We start from the raw sequence: 15,051 nt of genomic DNA on the forward strand, positions 1-15,051 counted from the left end.
TCTCCGCTTTGGTTGTAATAATATTAACGTGTAGAGCCTTAAGGTTTACATCAAGCTTCCATGAGAGACGTATCTTATGTAAAGAAGCTGCCGGATCAAGCTGAACAGGAGGTCGATATTATGAAGATCATCATCACGCAAAAAGAAGCGCTGGATCGACATATTTGGGACAAGCTGATCCTCATGTTTGGTCTGCAGGACAAAGAGGATGACGTGTGGGAGAACGAGCAATTTATTCTCACGGAAGAGCAGGCGAGAGAGCTTGGTCTGATCTAGTCCTGATCCTCTAATTATATTTGAAAGGTAAGAAGTCATGAAGCGTACCTTACATATCTGTTTGTTTATGTTGGTGTTGCTGCTGGGGGTCGCTGGCTGCGATTCCTCCACCGAGGTACAGCCGGCTTCTTCGCCCTCGAAGCAAGCCGGGGACGTCTCGCCACCTGATCATAACGCTGCAGGCGATGAAGCCGGAACGTCCGGTGGAGCCCCGCCAGTTTCTCCTCCGAAGAGCGGTCTCACCGATGAGCCGGGATCAGACACTGCGAACGCTCCTCCAGCGGTGAAGCAGGGTCTAAGCCATGTAGAGCAGTGGATGCAAGAGCTCACCCTGGAAGAAAAGGTAGGCCAGCTCGTTGTAATCGGGCTGGAGGGTACAGTTCCTGATGCAACGGCGCAAAGGCTGATGGAGCAGTATCATGTGGGTGGATTTATTTTTTTCGGGGATAATATTGAATCCGTTGACCAGACGCTGGAGCTGACCGGCAGGCTAAAGCAGCTAAACGGTGATCATCCTGTTCCTTTATGGCTCAGCCTGGATGAAGAAGGCGGAAGAGTGTCCCGGCTGCCTCCAGAGCTGGACAGGCTGCCTTCCAGCGGAAAGCTGGGACAAACGGAGGATCCAAAGCTGGCTGCGGATGCCGGTACTCATATTGCGAGGCTGATGAAGGCGCTGGGGATGAATCTGGTCTATACTCCCGTGCTGGATATAAACAGTAATCCCGATAATCCGGTCATTGGAGACCGCTCTTTCGGCAGTGAAAGCGAGCGGGTGTCGCAGCTTGGGCTGGCACAAATGAAAGCGATTCGGGAAGAGGGCGTCGTTCCTGTCGTCAAGCATTTTCCTGGACATGGAGACACGGGTGTCGATTCTCATTCCGGACTTCCGGTGATCTCTCATCCTTGGGAACGCTTGAAATCTAAAGAGCTGGTCCCGTTTCAAGAAGCGATTGAGCAGGGTTCTGAGGTCGTCATGGTAGCCCATTTATTAATGACAAGTATTGATCCGGATACTCCTGCTTCTCTTTCCAAACGTGTCATTCAGAATCTGCTTCGAGAGGACATGAAGTATGACGGCGTGATTATCACGGACGACTTGACCATGGGGGCTATATCTGAAGCTGGCTATGATATTGGTGATGCCGCTGTTCAATCAATCCTCGCTGGTTGTAATATCGTGCTTGTGGGTCATGATTATAAGCTGGAGGAGGCTGTTCTGAAATCCCTGCTGGAAGCTGTGCAGCAAGGCGAGATTTCAGAGGAAGTTCTGGATGAGCGCGTCAAAGCCGTGCTTCAGCTGAAGCATGCCGCAAATCTTGGAGCCATGGATGAGGAATTACAAGATCTATCTACATTAAATCAAGAAACCAAGCGGATCTGGAATGCAGTGAAGCCATAATACTAATCTTTCCAGATCGGACCGAACGGAGGTGTTGGCCATGTCAAACCTATATATTGAACCACTCTCTTATGTGGAGCACTCCCGTCATGGTGAGTCCTTTAATAGTTCTTCAGATCTGTTTCATTTTCAGCAGTCGGAGCACCCAAATCCGGTTAATCCGGCTTCTCTATTTCCACGAGATGCATCGAGCTTAGGCAGAGAAAGGGAGCAAGTGACAGAGAGCGGGCCGCGTATGCTGAACATTTTGGTAGCTGAGGATAATGTGACCAATCAGCTGGTCATTACCAAGATGCTGGAAAGACTCGGGCATATGGTAACGATCGCAGAAAACGGAAAAGAAGCATTAAGCAAGGCACAGAGTAGCCATTATGATCTCATATTCATGGATATCCAAATGCCCGAAATGGACGGCGTGGAGGCGGTCCGGCAAATGCGGCTGCAGCTGCCCGCCGATCGAATACCTATCATTGTGGCTGTAACAGCTAACGCGCTGATGGGTGACCGAGAGCATTGCCTGACAGCAGGTATGGATGACTATCTTACAAAGCCTTTAAAAACCTCCATGCTATCAGAAGTCATCAAGCGTTATTTCGGTGAAGATGAATAAAGCAATAAGAACGTAAAAAAACCGGCCTATGCATAGGCCGGTTTCAATCAGATCAAAAGTTGATAACTCACTCAAAATATGATAGAATGAAGGATAACTAATTAGTAAAGTTATGTAGTCACACATATCTAGATTAGCATATTCTATCAGAAATGTCAACAGGGGGGCATAGAATGGAAAACCGTAGCAGTGCGGATTTTGCACTGGATCGTGAGACCGTGGAGCCGGACAAGGCGGCCAGTTCTCCAAGTGAGGATTTTTCGGTGCACGATGATCTTTCGCTTCCGCCTGGCATCAAGATTAGCGATCCGGTTCGTATGTATCTTAAGGAAATTGGCAGGGTTCCTCTTCTGTCTGCAGAAGAGGAAGTCGAGCTGGCTAAGAGAATTAACGAGGGGGACGAGGAAGCCAAGCGTCGTTTGGCCGAAGCGAACCTCCGTCTCGTAGTCAGTATCGCACGCCGTTATGCAGGCAGAGGTATGCAATTCCTGGATCTGATTCAGGAGGGGAATATGGGGCTAATCAAGGCTGTTGAGAAATTTGATTACTCTAAAGGCTTCAAGTTTAGTACGTATGCCACCTGGTGGATCCGCCAGGCCATTACGCGTTCCATTGCGGATCAAGCCCGCACAATAAGGATTCCGGTTCATATGGTGGAAACCATTAATAAGCTGGTTCGGATCTCGAGACAGCTGCTGCAGGATTTAGGCCGCGAGCCGACACCGGAGGAGATTGGCAAGGAAATGGACATCAGTCCGGAGAAGGTGCGTGAAATTCTGAAGGTGGCGCAGGAGCCCGTTTCTCTGGAAACGCCGGTCGGAGAAGAGAGCGATTCGAATCTGGGGGATTTTATTGAGGATCAGGATGCTCTTGCTCCGTCGGATGCTGCAGCTTTCGAGCTGCTCAAGGAGCAGCTGGAGGAAGTGCTGGATACGTTGACAGAGCGGGAGGAGAACGTGCTCCGTCTGCGCTTTGGACTGGAGGACGGCAGAACTCGAACCCTGGAGGAGGTTGGCCAGGTGTTCGGTGTGACCCGGGAGCGTATTCGCCAGATTGAAGCTAAAGCGCTCCGCAAGCTTCGTCATCCTAGCCGAAGCAAGCGATTGAAGGATTTTCTGGAATAAAGAGTATGGCTTTGCTTAGTAATTTAAAGGTTCCCTGCCTTGCTCGGTGCAGCATGGCGGGGGCTTTTTCATTTTGGTCATAAATGGTCATGGATAGTCATGGATGTCTTCAAATTGACACCCGCGTCTGCGTTCTATCATAATATTGAAGGAAAGCCTACCAAAGGATGTGACTCTCACCTATGAACCTGCAATCATCCGTTATTGAGCAGCTGTGCAGACGGCAAACTCCTCTTGCACCCTATTCTACCTATGCCATCGGAGGGGAGGCCGGTTTTCTGGCAGAGCCGGAAACGACAGAAGAGCTCATTACCCTGTACAAGGCCGCTTTTGCCAGTGGACTGCCCTGGTACTCCTTTGGCATGGGATCCAATCTATTATTTCCGGATGCTCCTGATCCGGACCTGTTATTTATTTCTCTGAAGCGCCATTGCGAAATCCGGGAGCAGGACGGTAAATGGTATGTATCAGCCGGCACTCCGATGTCTCTGCTCTCTCTGATCGGGCTGCGGGGTGGGGATTCCCGTATGGAGCTCAGCTTTCTTCTTCCGGGCTGTCTGGGAGCAGGAATCTATATGAATGCGAAGTACAATCAGCTTCAAATAAGTGAACTGCTGGACACGGTTTATTACGTGGATACCAGCACTGAAGGATTATCGGTTCAGTCTATTCATGCGTCGGCGTGCGGGTTTGGCTATAAGCAGTCTATTTTTCAGCAGAAGCCGTGGATCATTGTCGGTGCCAAGCTCAATGTAGATATTGCAGCAGAGGAGCAGCTGCTTTATGCCTCGCAATTGGTACATTCGTGGAAGACAAGAGGCTGCCATTCCTCCTCATTGCCTCAATGGTTCTCTTACATATTGGGGGAAGTTCATGCCCTGGCCGGGATCGGAATTCCAACGCCGCCAGCGATGCTGGACATCATTAAATACCGCACCAGCCGGCATCATTTCGATGCTCCTTCCTGCGGATCGGTGTTTAAGAATAATTATGATTATGGCGTTGCTGTCGGCTCTCTCGTAGAACAGTTGCAGCTGAAAGGCTTGAGCCGCGGAGGGGCTGTAATATCACCGTATCATGGCAATATGATTTTGAATCAGAATCACGCCAGTGCCGCCGATATTTTATACTTGATGGATGTTATTTCAGAAGGTATAGAGCGGAAATTCGGCTTTTTGCCCGAGCCAGAAATCGTTATCGTTTAAAGTTTCAAATGAAAATCATGGTAAAGTCATTGGAATAAGGTGAATTTACAGTTATAATCGTTAGAGAATGAACAAGCTTCGCCATTTCGGTGGCACATACACAACACTATATGAACTTTAATTGGAGGGCTTAGAACATGAGTAATATTCTCGTATTTGGTCACAAGAACCCGGACACGGATACCATTTGCTCCGCGATCGCCTATGCAGAGCTGAAGAAGGAGCTGGGTATTGGGGCTGAGGCTGTACGTCTAGGTGAGGTTAACGGAGAAACCAGCTATGCACTGAACACGTTCCATGTCGATGCACCGCGTCTGATTGAGACGGTTGCCGGTGAAGCGAAGGACGTCATTCTGGTCGATCACAATGAACGCCAGCAAAGCGCGGCTGACATCGATCAGGTTCGCGTACTTGAGGTTATTGACCATCACCGTATTGCGAACTTTGAGACAAGTCACCCGCTGTACTACCGTGCTGAGCCGGTCGGCTGCACTGCAACGATCCTGAACAAGCTGTACAAGGAGAACGGTGTGGCGATTCGCAAGGAAATTGCCGGACTGATGCTGTCGGCGATTATTTCCGATTCATTGCTATTTAAATCTCCAACCTGCACCGAAGAAGATATTGCTGCAGCCAAGGAACTGGCGGAGATTGCAGGCGTTGATGCACAGAGCTATGGTCTCGAAATGCTTAAGGCAGGTGCGGATCTGAGCGACAAGACAATTCCTCAGCTGATCTCTCTGGATGCGAAGGAATTCAGTATGGGTAACGCCAAGGTGGAAATCGCCCAGGTAAATGCCGTGGACACGAATGATGTGCTCTCCCGTCAAGCGGAGCTGGAAGAAGCCATTTCTGCCATTATTGCGTATAAGGGACTGGATTTGTTCGTATTTGTAGTGACAGATATTTTGAACAATGATTCCGTTGCACTGGCACTAGGCAAGGAAGCTGCAGCTGTAGAAAGAGCGTATCAAGTACAGCTGGAGAACAATACCGCTCTCCTCAAAGGGGTCGTTTCCCGGAAGTCGCAGATCGTTCCTGTGCTGACCGAAGCCTTCTAGTCTTAATCTCAAGCTGGAGCTAAAGGTGTGGCATTATTGTCATTAAATTCAGAAGCTTTTGAAATTCATTTCACCTCCAATCGACATATACTTAGTGTTGTTGATTATTCTGTTTGAGGCCGATGGCCTTCGGGTAATGAAGCGTATATGTCACTTGCCTCCAATTCTAAAGGTAGGGAGAGGGCTTGAATGAAATCAAGAGCGGTAAAATGGTTCCTGCTGTGCGGGTTAATTCTGATGATGACAACGACAGTCGGAGCTGCGTCTGGCAGCTCGCAATATACACCGGTAGAGCATTCAGAGCATCAACGTGCTGTATTTATGCAGTCATTCACCATGATGAACGGACAGCTATACGCCGTGGTAGATCGAATTGAATGGTATGAGGGAGAAGAAGCAAACGAGATCTTCCGTCAACGGGAAGGTGATGCAGATCTGACTGAAGCGCCAGACGGGTATTACATTGTGAATGATCAAGAGGAACAGATTACTCTTCCTGTCAGCGACTCTGCACAAGTATTCTTGCAGCTGTATGATCATACCGGGTCTTGGGAGGATGCCCAGATTATCTGGAATCAGGAAGTGAGTGTTACCAAATTCCATTCCATTTTCCAAAACGACAAGCTGATTGATATGAGTTGGTTTCCATACCATCTCACTGTTGAGAACGGTGAGGTGACTCAAATCATTCAGCAATATATACCTTAAATTTGAAGTGCCGGGCGGCTGGAATAGCCCGGTGCTTTTTTATGCTGCTTAGAGCGCGGAGAAGGCCAGCCGCCTTGGCGATCCATAAACAGCTCGGCTGCCTGCTCAAAATCTGCTCCCCCGCCTAAAGGAACAGGGACGTGTAGTGACCGTTCTTCCATAAGGGCAATCAATTTCAGCTTTAAGGCTTCTCGCGGAATGCCCTTAGACTGTGCAATTTCAGCAAGGGTGGAGGTCTGTAACGCCTCGCGAAGCTCATACGGCTTCATGTTCAGGTAGGTGGCAAGCTGTTTGAACAGCCCTTCCTTCTGAGATGGCTGGGCAGGAGAGGCAGCTTGAGGGGCTGATGCCGAATCGAAGAGCTCTATAACAGTAAAAGGCGCAGTAGCATTTACCATAGTGGATGTATGCATGATATGCTCCTCAGCAGCTAAGCTAAGAGTACCAGCAAGCACACCGAGCTGGATGCAGAGGAGTAACGGGATGGACATGGAAGCAAAGCACCGCCTTTATAAGTGGAAATCATGCTATTTATTATGGATTGAGATCCATAAAATTATGCTCCTTCCAGCGCAGACTGGAGGAAGGCAAGGTTTGAAATAGGAAGAAGGAAGAAAGGAGCATCGTCATGGAATTAGAGTATTTTGGAGCGCAGGACCCTGCTGATCTATCGGAAGAACAGCTGGAGCAATCGTACGAAGCCCTGTATCAAAATATCGGACACTGGGTAAAGCAGTCCAAGTGTATCACCCGGGTTCCTTGCAGGAGCGAATTCTCAGATGATGAAGATTGTGAAGTTCAACATGATTTCTAATCCGGAGTGAGTATTCTTTGAGATCCTAGAGGACAGCAGCGGATAACGAGGACAGCCCCTTGCGAATACACTGGAATCAATCCAGCAGGGGGAGGTGCAACAAGCATGCAATGTATTAATCCATTGTCACCGGACGGCTGTCGTCCATATATTGGCCAGCAGGTCTGTGCCGTGCTTCATGATGGAACAGAATGGATGGGAACGCTGAAGAGCGTTGATCACAACGGAATTGTATTAGAGCCGCCGGGACAGGCGCATATTCTATCTCATAAGCCCGGTAAATCCGGAAAATCCAACAAGCCGGTAAAAGCCTCCGCATACGGATATTATCCATATTATAATCCTTATGCGGGTTTAGCATGGGCTAGCTTGGCCTTTCTCTTCCTCGTTCCTCTCTTTTTCATCTAATTCAGAGTACTGCGAATGCCTGGGGCTATTCTTAGCTCCGGGCTTTTCGCTGTAGAGGACTTGTGATTTAATGGTTTATGAAAAAGGGTAATAGACAAGGAATCCACTGTAATGCCCAGACATAAACAGATTGTTTTTCAGGAATGACATGAAAGGAGCGTTAATAATGTCCAATCGTATTTTGGTCACTCCGGAGCAGCTGGATGACATCTCTTCCCGGTTCTCACTGGCAAGCCAGCAGGGCGGAGAGCTCGTGCGGCGTCTGGAGTCCAGTATCCATCAGATGGAGAGTCAATGGGAAGGCATGACGAGGGAACGATTCTTCGGAGATTATCAGCAGGCCAGGAGCACGATGAATCAGTTTGTAGCATGCTTACATAATGTTTCAACCGAGCTGAAACAGATCTCTCATCGTTTTCGATCCACAGATCTATCGAGTACGAGTACCGCTGCAGGAATAGGAGCCGTTGGAGTCAGTGCTGCTGCAGGAACGCTGGGAGCGGCTTCTTTGGCGGGATCCGCGGGCCCTTCTGCTGCGTCCCCAGCTATGAGCAGCGAAAAGCTAAGCAAGCTGCTTCTGGATGGCGCTGAGGCTGAGGGCAGTGTGGTGGAGCGACGGGAAGGCGGCTGGTATGGCAAAGGAATTACGGGCTCGGCATCGGCCGGGTTAACGACCGGGGTGAGTGCAGAAGGCGCCATGGTTGAGGCAGGATATGAGAATGACTATGTTCAGGGCTCCGTCAGTCTTGCCAAAGCGGAGGTCGAGGCCCAGGTGAAGAACGGAAATCTGGAGATTGGTGCCGAGGCGACTCTGAACAAGTATGAAGGCGGATTTAATATTCCGCTGCCGTTTACAGATAAGGAGCTCAATATCGGCGGCTCGGCATCGCTGGGAGTCGTTGGCGGCTCTGCCGAGGTCGGAAAAAGCGGCTTGAAATTTCATATCCCTCTTGGCCCTGGAGTCAGCCTTGTCGGCGTAGGTGGCAACGTGACCGTCGAATAAGGAAGATCCACAGCAAGGGATGGAAGGGAGAGGCCAGGCCGTGCATAGCCGGTTTAAAGTAATTATGATCAGCATCGCTGTCGTCGGCGTACTGGGCACCATCATTCCCAATTTGGCTGATCCAGCGCTGCAGGTTAGAGAAAAGGCCGTAATTTGCATTTCCTTGGGGGTCTTCATTCCCCTTGTGGCTGCCGCGGTATACAAAGTAGGAACAATGCTCATGAAGGAGAAATGAACATGGAAGCTGTACAAGAGAAGCTGCTGCCGATCGGGTCGGTGGTCAAATTTAAGGACTGGGATCAGAATCTCATGATCTACGGGCGAATGCAGAACGACTCCAAGAGCGGAAAACGTTGGGATTATGTCGCCTGCTTTTATCCGCATGGAAATTTAACGGCGGATTCCAATGTATTTTTTAATCATAAGGATATATCTGAGATCGTCTTTCAAGGCTATGTCAATGAAGAGGAGCAGCAGTTCCGGGAGGCTCTGCTGGAGGGCATTGCGAAGGCGGATCAATCCAGCTCGGCGCAATAACTATTGAACATCACTTAGATTATGGTTTCATGAAAAAAGCTTATATTGGTGTTATCTGTGTGAACCAAGCACAGCACCAATATGAGCTTTTTATTTATTTTTAACTCATTCCGTAAAAACTTTAAAACAAACACAAACAAGTATATTCAAAATTATACGGGCGTGTTATGATGAGATAAATTCGAATATTGAGGTGGAGAGGAGATCGTGTCAATGGGTAATACTGATAATTCAAATGTTTTCAAAGATATTCAAAATAACAGCCAGCTTGAAAAGCTGGTAAGGCGCTCTAACCAAATTGGCTCAGACCGTACGGTTTGCAACTGGGGAGGAGGAAATACCTCCAGCAAAATGGTTATTCAAGATTTCCGGGGGCGGGACGTAGAGGTCATGTACGTCAAGGGAAGCGGGTCGGATCTAGCTAGTATGAAGGCTTCCAACTTTACAGGTCTTCGTATGGAGGATATTAAACCGCTCATGGAGCGGGACAGCATGACAGATGAAGAAATGGTGTCTTATCTCGCGCAATGTATGGTAGATGCCAAAGCTCCAAGAGCGTCCATTGAAACGCTGCTGCATGCATTCCTTCCCTTTCAGCATATTGATCATACCCATCCCGATTCCATTATCAGCTTATGCTGTGCAGATCGAGGCAAGGAGCTCGCCAAAGAAATTTTCGGAGATCGATTTGTTTGGGTTCCCTATATTAGACCGGGCTTTACTCTCTCCAAAATGATTGCAGAGGGTGTAGCTGGAAACCCGAACGCTGAGCTTGTACTTATGGAAAAGCATGGACTGGTCACTTGGGGAGATACCTCGGAAGAATGCTATGCCCAGACGATCAAGGTGATTAAAGAGGCAGAGGCTTTTATTGAAGCTCATGTGGAGCAGGAGCAGTTGTTTGGAGGCGAGAAATATAAGGCACTGCCTGCCGAAGAGCGGAAGCGAGTTGCTGCAGCTATTATGCCTGTAATTCGCGGTGCAGTATGCGATAGCAAAAAAATGATTCTTACATTTGACGATGCAGAGGATGTGCTGACATTCGTCAGTGGGAAAAATTCTGCAGAGCTGTCTCAGGTCGGCGCAGCCTGTCCAGATCATCTCGTTCATACCAAGGTCGTTCCTCTGTTTGTGGACTGGACACCTGACACTGAAGATGTAGAAGGACTGAAGTCCAGGCTAATTGAAGAAATAGAAGCCTACAAGCAGAACTATGCTGACTATTTTGAGCGTAATCATAACGATGGGGATGTCATGTTCGAGGCCGCACCGCGCGTAATTCTAATCCCAGGCGTCGGCATGATTAACACAGGAAAAAGCTGGGCAAATTCACGGGTAAGTGGTGCATTATATCATCGTGCAATTGCAGTTATGCGCGGTGCTACCACGCTTGGGAATTTTGTATCCTTGACTGAGAATGAGTCCTATAACGTGGAATATTGGCCACTCGAGCTTTACAAGCTTTCTTTAGCTCCTGCGGAAGCGGAATTTTCTCGAAAGGTTGCTTTTATAACGGGGGGAGCTGGCGGGATCGGCAGTGAGACAGCTAGACGTCTGGTACAAGAAGGGGCACATGTGGTGCTGGCGGATCTGAATGCAGAAGGTGCCAAGCAGGTTGCTGAAGAAATTAATGCAGTGTATGGAGAGAACATGGCTTATGCTGTGAAGATGGATGTGACGGATGAAGAAGCGGTTCGCCAGGCTTACACGGAGGCTGCGATACAATACGGCGGCGTGGATATCCTTGTCAACAATGCGGGCTTGGCGACATCCAATGCATTTGAGGAAACCTCGCTCAAGGAATGGAACCTGAATATGAACGTACTCGGAACCGGTTATTTCCTGGTCGCACGGGAAGGTTTCAAAATGATGAAGGCTCAAAATACTGGGGGCAGCATGGTATTTGTCGGCTCTAAAAACTCTATATATGCCGGCAAGAATGCCAGTGCATACAGCTCTGCGAAAGCGCTTGAAGCGCATCTGGCTCGCTGCATTGCTGCCGAAGGGGGACCCTACGGTATACGAGTGAACACCGTTCTCCCGGATGCGATCCTGCAAGGTTCTGCCATCTGGAATTCCAGCTGGCGAAATGAACGTGCAGCGGCGTATGGTATTGAACCGCATGAGCTCGAAGAATATTACCGGAAGCGCACCACGTTATTGGTCAATATTTACCCCCGGGACATTGCAGAGGGCATTGCATTTTTCGCCTCCTCCAAAGCCGAGAAGACGACGGGCTGCATGCTGACCATCGACGGCGGTGTACCCGCTGCGTTCACTCGGTAAATACCGTTATTGGGAGGGACTAAAGTTGAGGAAAGAAACTGCTCAAAGCTATGATTATGCCAAGCAATTGTATGCAGCCCATGGAATTGATACGGAGAAGGTGCTCCAGGAGCTTGAAAAGGTCAAAATCTCGATCCATTGCTGGCAGGGCGATGATGTGCGTGGATTTTTATTCCGAGATAAAGAACTCACCGGAGGCATATCCGTTACTGGACAATATCCTGGAGCAGCCCAGACGGCAGTGCAGCTTCGTCAGGATTTGGAGAAAGCGTTATCTTTAATTCCCGGAAAGCATAAAATCAATCTTCATGCGATTTATGCCGACACAGAGGAAGAGGTTGATCTGGATTCCTTGAAGCCTAAGCATTTTCAAAATTGGGTGAACTGGGCAAAAGAACAGGGGCTGGGCCTGGATTTCAATCCAACCTGCTTCTCCCACAAAAATTCCAGTGATGGATTTACCCTTAGCCACAGCGATCCGAGGATTCGCAGATTCTGGATTGAGCATTGTCAGGCTGCGCGTAGAATTGGTGCCCATTTTGGAGAGCAGCTGGGGCAGACCTGTGTGACAAATATATGGATTCCAGACGGCTATAAGGATGTTCCCGCAGATCGTCTGGCTCCTCGCCAGCGGCTGAAAGCATCGTTGGATGAAATATTCAAGGAGGAGCTTGACCCGCAATACAATCTTGACGCGGTAGAGAGTAAGCTGTTTGGAATTGGCTCAGAGGCCTATGTTGTCGGGTCCCATGAATTTTATATGGGCTATGGAATACTGAACAAGAAGCTGATTTGTCTGGATTCCGGTCATTTTCACCCTACAGAAGGCATTGCCGGTAAGCTTTCTTCGCTTTCATTGTTTACAGAGGGGATTCTGCTGCATGTCAGCCGTCCGATGCGTTGGGACAGCGACCATGTCGTGATGATGGATGACGAGCTTGTGGAGATCGGAAGAGAGCTGGTTCGTGGGAACCTTCTGGATAAGACGCATGTGGGTCTGGATTTTTTCGATGCCAGTATTAACCGGATTGCAGCCTGGGTGATCGGGACACGCAATACATTGAAAGGCATACTTAGAGCCATGCTGGAGCCTATCGAGTTACTGAAGGCTGCAGAGCATGAGGGAGATTATACGACACGCTTGACACTTCTGGAAGAGTTCAAGGCCTACCCTTTTGGTGCCGTGTGGGATTATTATTGTGAATCGCATGGAGTGCCTGTCCGGGAAGAGTGGCTGACAGAAGTAAAGACTTATGAGAAAAATGTTCTGCTGCCACGGAATTCGTGATGTAGCTCATTCTATGGAAGCGTTAGAGAGGGATGACAAGCATGAGTACGGCATTGGCATTTGATCTGGGCGCGAGCAGTGGCAGAGCACTGCTGGGTCGATTGGACAACGGTAGATTGTTCGTTGAAGAGCTGCATCGTTTTCCCAACGATCCAGTTCATGTTTCCGGAAGGCTGCACTGGGATATTCTCAGGCTGTACCATGAAATAAAGCAAGGCCTGCTGGCGGCTAAGGAGCACCTAAGCGTACCGAGCTCGGTTGCCATCGATTCTTGGGCTGTCGATTTCGGATTCATCGGAACAGACGGAGAACTACTGCGCAATCCATACCATTACCGCAATTTTCATAGCCCAGAAATAATGGAAGAAGTTCTAAGCATGGTCTCCAAATCAGAGATTTACAGCAAGACCGGCATTCAGTTTCTGCCCTTTAATACGATCTATCAGCTGTACTCTATAAGAAAACATCAGCCCGAGCTGCTTGCCGGTGCAAAAAAGCTGCTTATGATTCCTGATTTGTTACGTTATTTCTTGACGGGTGAAATGTACAGTGAGTTTAGTAACGCCTCGACGACACAAATGTATAACCCGCTTCTGGGAAACTGGGATCAGGAGCTGATCAGCAAGATTCAGCTTCCATTGAATATTTATCCTCCGGTACTTCAATCCGGAGAGAACGCGGGGAATATTCGGGCTTCAGTTATTCAGGAGCTTGGCCTCAACGGCATGACACTTTATACTGCAGCGGAGCATGATACAGGCTCTGCTGTAGTATCTGTACCTGCTCTGCAGAACCAATTCGCTTATCTAAGCTGCGGAACCTGGTCCCTAATCGGAACAGAAATTGACCATCCTATGATGACTCCCGAGGCGCTGGAGCTAAACTTCACCAATGAAGGAGGGGCTTGTGGAACATACCGTCTCCTCAAAAATATTATGGGCTTGTGGATCCTGCAAGAAAGCAGACGTGTCTGGGCGAACAAAGGGGCTTTGTATTCCTTTCCGGAATTGGTTAAGATGGCAGAAGAAGCGGAGCCTTTTGTTACCGTTATCGACCCCGATCATGATCTTTTTCTAACCCCGGGAGATATGCCGTCACGCATTCAAGAATTAGCTAAGCGAACGGCACAGCCGGTACCAATAACGCCGGGCGAAATCACACGCTGCATTTTAGAGAGCCTGGCCCTGAAATACCGCTTGACACTGGACGAAACGGAGCGGGTGTCTGGACGTGTGTTTGATGGACTCCATATGGTAGGCGGAGGCATTTACAATGAGCTGCTGTGTCAATGGACAGCGAATGCCATCGGCCGACCCGTATGGGCAGGCCCCGCTGAAGGCAGCGCGATCGGGAATCTTGCGGTCCAGTTTATTGCACGAGGCGAGTTCTCCGGTATGATGGAAGCGAGAAGAGTGATCCGTAATTCTGTTGAAGTCAAGGAATATGAGCCTCAGCAAATACAGAGGTGGGAGGAAGCTTACCAAGCATTTCGACAGAACGCTGGAATTTCTAAATAAATTTATTGATAAAGGGATGGAACGGGATGTTGGTTGTAGAGCGATACGAAAAAATAGTGCAGCTTGTCAATGAGCGGGGCAGCATTCGAGTGAGCGAATTAAGTGAGATTTGTGGAGTGACAGAGGAGACGATCCGGCGTGATCTGGACCGACTTGAAAGATCCGGTCAGCTGCGCCGTTCTCATGGAGGCGCGGTCAGCGTTCATAGTCATTCTGCTCCCGGACGATCCCAGCCAGAGACGCCATTTTTCGAAAGGGAAGTCGCGAATGCAGCGGAGAAACAGCGGATCGCTAAAGCGGCAGTCAAGCTGATACAGCCACATCAGAAAATTCTGTTAGATGCCAGCTCTACTGCGTGGTACGTTGCTCAACTTATCCCGGATATTCCGCTTACAGTGTTGACCAATTCAATGAAGGCCGCAGCTGAATTAGGAGGCAAGGAAAAGATTGAAGTCATATCCGTTGGAGGGATTATGGCACATCATTCTCTTTCTTTTGTGGGGCCTCTAGCTGAGCGGGCGCTCGATTCCTATTACGTAGATTTGGCGTTTATGTCTTTCAAAGGAGTGCATTTAGAGCGTGGGTTAAGCGAATCCAATGAGCTTCAAGCCAGAGTCAAGCACAAGATGATCGGAATTGCCGAGAAGGTTGTATTGCTGGCTGATTCAAGCAAGTTTGGCATTCTTGCATTTAAGCAGGTGGCAGATCTGAAAAGCGTGGATACGATCATTACAGATGAGCGGGTGCAGCCCGAGAGCCTGCAAGCCTGCAAAGAGCTTGGGATTACAGTGATTCCGGTATAAATTAAAGTGGAG

The 15,051-nt window shown here is 49.0% G+C and carries 17 protein-coding genes; 16 read left to right on the plus strand and 1 reads right to left on the minus strand.

All coding sequences use genetic code 11. From position 1 onward, the window contains the following. Positions 1-120 precede the first annotated feature (120 nt). The 7 genes from JJQ72_RS09755 to JJQ72_RS09785 all read left to right on the plus strand — a co-directional run bounded on the left by JJQ72_RS09755 (position 121) and on the right by JJQ72_RS09785 (position 6,383). A complete protein-coding gene (locus tag JJQ72_RS09755; RefSeq protein WP_175415279.1) occupies positions 121-276 on the plus strand; it encodes a hypothetical protein in 156 nt (51 codons plus the stop codon). A gap of 37 nt (positions 277-313) precedes the next feature. Next, positions 314-1,675, plus strand: coding sequence for a beta-N-acetylhexosaminidase (gene nagZ, locus JJQ72_RS09760; RefSeq protein ID WP_208203513.1), 1,362 nt, complete (start codon positions 314-316; stop codon positions 1,673-1,675). 40 nt (positions 1,676-1,715) lie between these two features. Beyond that, entirely contained in the window at positions 1,716-2,285 is a 570-nt protein-coding gene (locus JJQ72_RS09765) for a response regulator (protein ID WP_208203514.1), read from the plus strand. A 173-nt stretch (positions 2,286-2,458) separates the two neighbouring features. Beyond that, on the plus strand, positions 2,459-3,409 hold the full coding sequence (rpoD, locus tag JJQ72_RS09770) for an RNA polymerase sigma factor RpoD (protein ID WP_138225971.1): 951 nt from the start codon (positions 2,459-2,461) through the stop codon (positions 3,407-3,409). A 182-nt stretch (positions 3,410-3,591) separates the two neighbouring features. Then, the gene (locus JJQ72_RS09775) at positions 3,592-4,614 is read left to right on the plus strand and encodes a UDP-N-acetylmuramate dehydrogenase (protein ID WP_208203515.1); all 1,023 of its coding nucleotides are present in this window, start codon (positions 3,592-3,594) and stop codon (positions 4,612-4,614) included. Between the two features lie 137 nt (positions 4,615-4,751). Next, positions 4,752-5,675: a manganese-dependent inorganic pyrophosphatase gene (locus JJQ72_RS09780; RefSeq protein WP_208203516.1), complete on the plus strand. Its 924-nt coding sequence runs from the start codon at positions 4,752-4,754 to the stop codon at positions 5,673-5,675. A gap of 189 nt (positions 5,676-5,864) precedes the next feature. Beyond that, a complete protein-coding gene (locus tag JJQ72_RS09785; RefSeq protein ID WP_208203517.1) occupies positions 5,865-6,383 on the plus strand; it encodes a hypothetical protein in 519 nt (172 codons plus the stop codon). Here the strand turns inward: JJQ72_RS09785 and JJQ72_RS09790 are convergent. Continuing rightward, positions 6,380-6,796 carry a hypothetical protein gene (locus JJQ72_RS09790; RefSeq protein WP_208203518.1) on the minus strand — a complete coding sequence of 139 codons (417 nt, stop codon included), beginning with the start codon at positions 6,794-6,796 and terminating at the stop codon, positions 6,380-6,382. The two genes, JJQ72_RS09785 and JJQ72_RS09790, sit on opposite strands and share 4 nt — an antisense overlap. Positions 6,797-7,011: 215 nt before the next feature. On the opposite strand from JJQ72_RS09790, the gene JJQ72_RS09795 reads away from it, so the two are divergent. The 9 genes from JJQ72_RS09795 to JJQ72_RS09835 all read left to right on the plus strand — a co-directional run bounded on the left by JJQ72_RS09795 (position 7,012) and on the right by JJQ72_RS09835 (position 15,039). Beyond that, on the plus strand, positions 7,012-7,197 hold the full coding sequence (locus tag JJQ72_RS09795; protein ID WP_138225966.1) for a hypothetical protein: 186 nt from the start codon (positions 7,012-7,014) through the stop codon (positions 7,195-7,197). Between the two features lie 105 nt (positions 7,198-7,302). Continuing rightward, positions 7,303-7,605 (plus strand): hypothetical protein, encoded by a 303-nt coding sequence (locus JJQ72_RS09800; RefSeq protein WP_138225965.1) that lies wholly within the window; start codon positions 7,303-7,305, stop codon positions 7,603-7,605. Between the two features lie 166 nt (positions 7,606-7,771). Beyond that, entirely contained in the window at positions 7,772-8,608 is an 837-nt protein-coding gene (locus tag JJQ72_RS09805) for a WXG100 family type VII secretion target (protein WP_208203519.1), read from the plus strand. A 19-nt stretch (positions 8,609-8,627) separates the two neighbouring features. Beyond that, positions 8,628-8,843: a hypothetical protein gene (locus JJQ72_RS09810; RefSeq protein ID WP_138225963.1), complete on the plus strand. Its 216-nt coding sequence runs from the start codon at positions 8,628-8,630 to the stop codon at positions 8,841-8,843. A 2-nt stretch (positions 8,844-8,845) separates the two neighbouring features. Further along, positions 8,846-9,145 carry a DUF4176 domain-containing protein gene (locus JJQ72_RS09815; protein ID WP_208203520.1) on the plus strand — a complete coding sequence of 100 codons (300 nt, stop codon included), beginning with the start codon at positions 8,846-8,848 and terminating at the stop codon, positions 9,143-9,145. A 213-nt stretch (positions 9,146-9,358) separates the two neighbouring features. Further along, positions 9,359-11,431, plus strand: coding sequence for a bifunctional aldolase/short-chain dehydrogenase (locus tag JJQ72_RS09820; RefSeq protein WP_208203521.1), 2,073 nt, complete (start codon positions 9,359-9,361; stop codon positions 11,429-11,431). A gap of 25 nt (positions 11,432-11,456) precedes the next feature. Beyond that, positions 11,457-12,719: an L-rhamnose isomerase gene (rhaA, locus tag JJQ72_RS09825; protein ID WP_208203522.1), complete on the plus strand. Its 1,263-nt coding sequence runs from the start codon at positions 11,457-11,459 to the stop codon at positions 12,717-12,719. 41 nt (positions 12,720-12,760) lie between these two features. Further along, positions 12,761-14,236, plus strand: coding sequence for a rhamnulokinase (locus JJQ72_RS09830; RefSeq protein ID WP_208203523.1), 1,476 nt, complete (start codon positions 12,761-12,763; stop codon positions 14,234-14,236). Between the two features lie 26 nt (positions 14,237-14,262). Then, a complete protein-coding gene (locus JJQ72_RS09835) occupies positions 14,263-15,039 on the plus strand; it encodes a DeoR/GlpR family DNA-binding transcription regulator (RefSeq protein ID WP_208203524.1) in 777 nt (258 codons plus the stop codon). Positions 15,040-15,051: the final 12 nt, after the last annotated feature.

The sequence above is a fragment of the Paenibacillus sp. F411 genome (genome assembly GCF_017582705.1).
Lineage (GTDB): Bacteria > Bacillota > Bacilli > Paenibacillales > Paenibacillaceae > Paenibacillus_AQ > Paenibacillus_AQ algicola.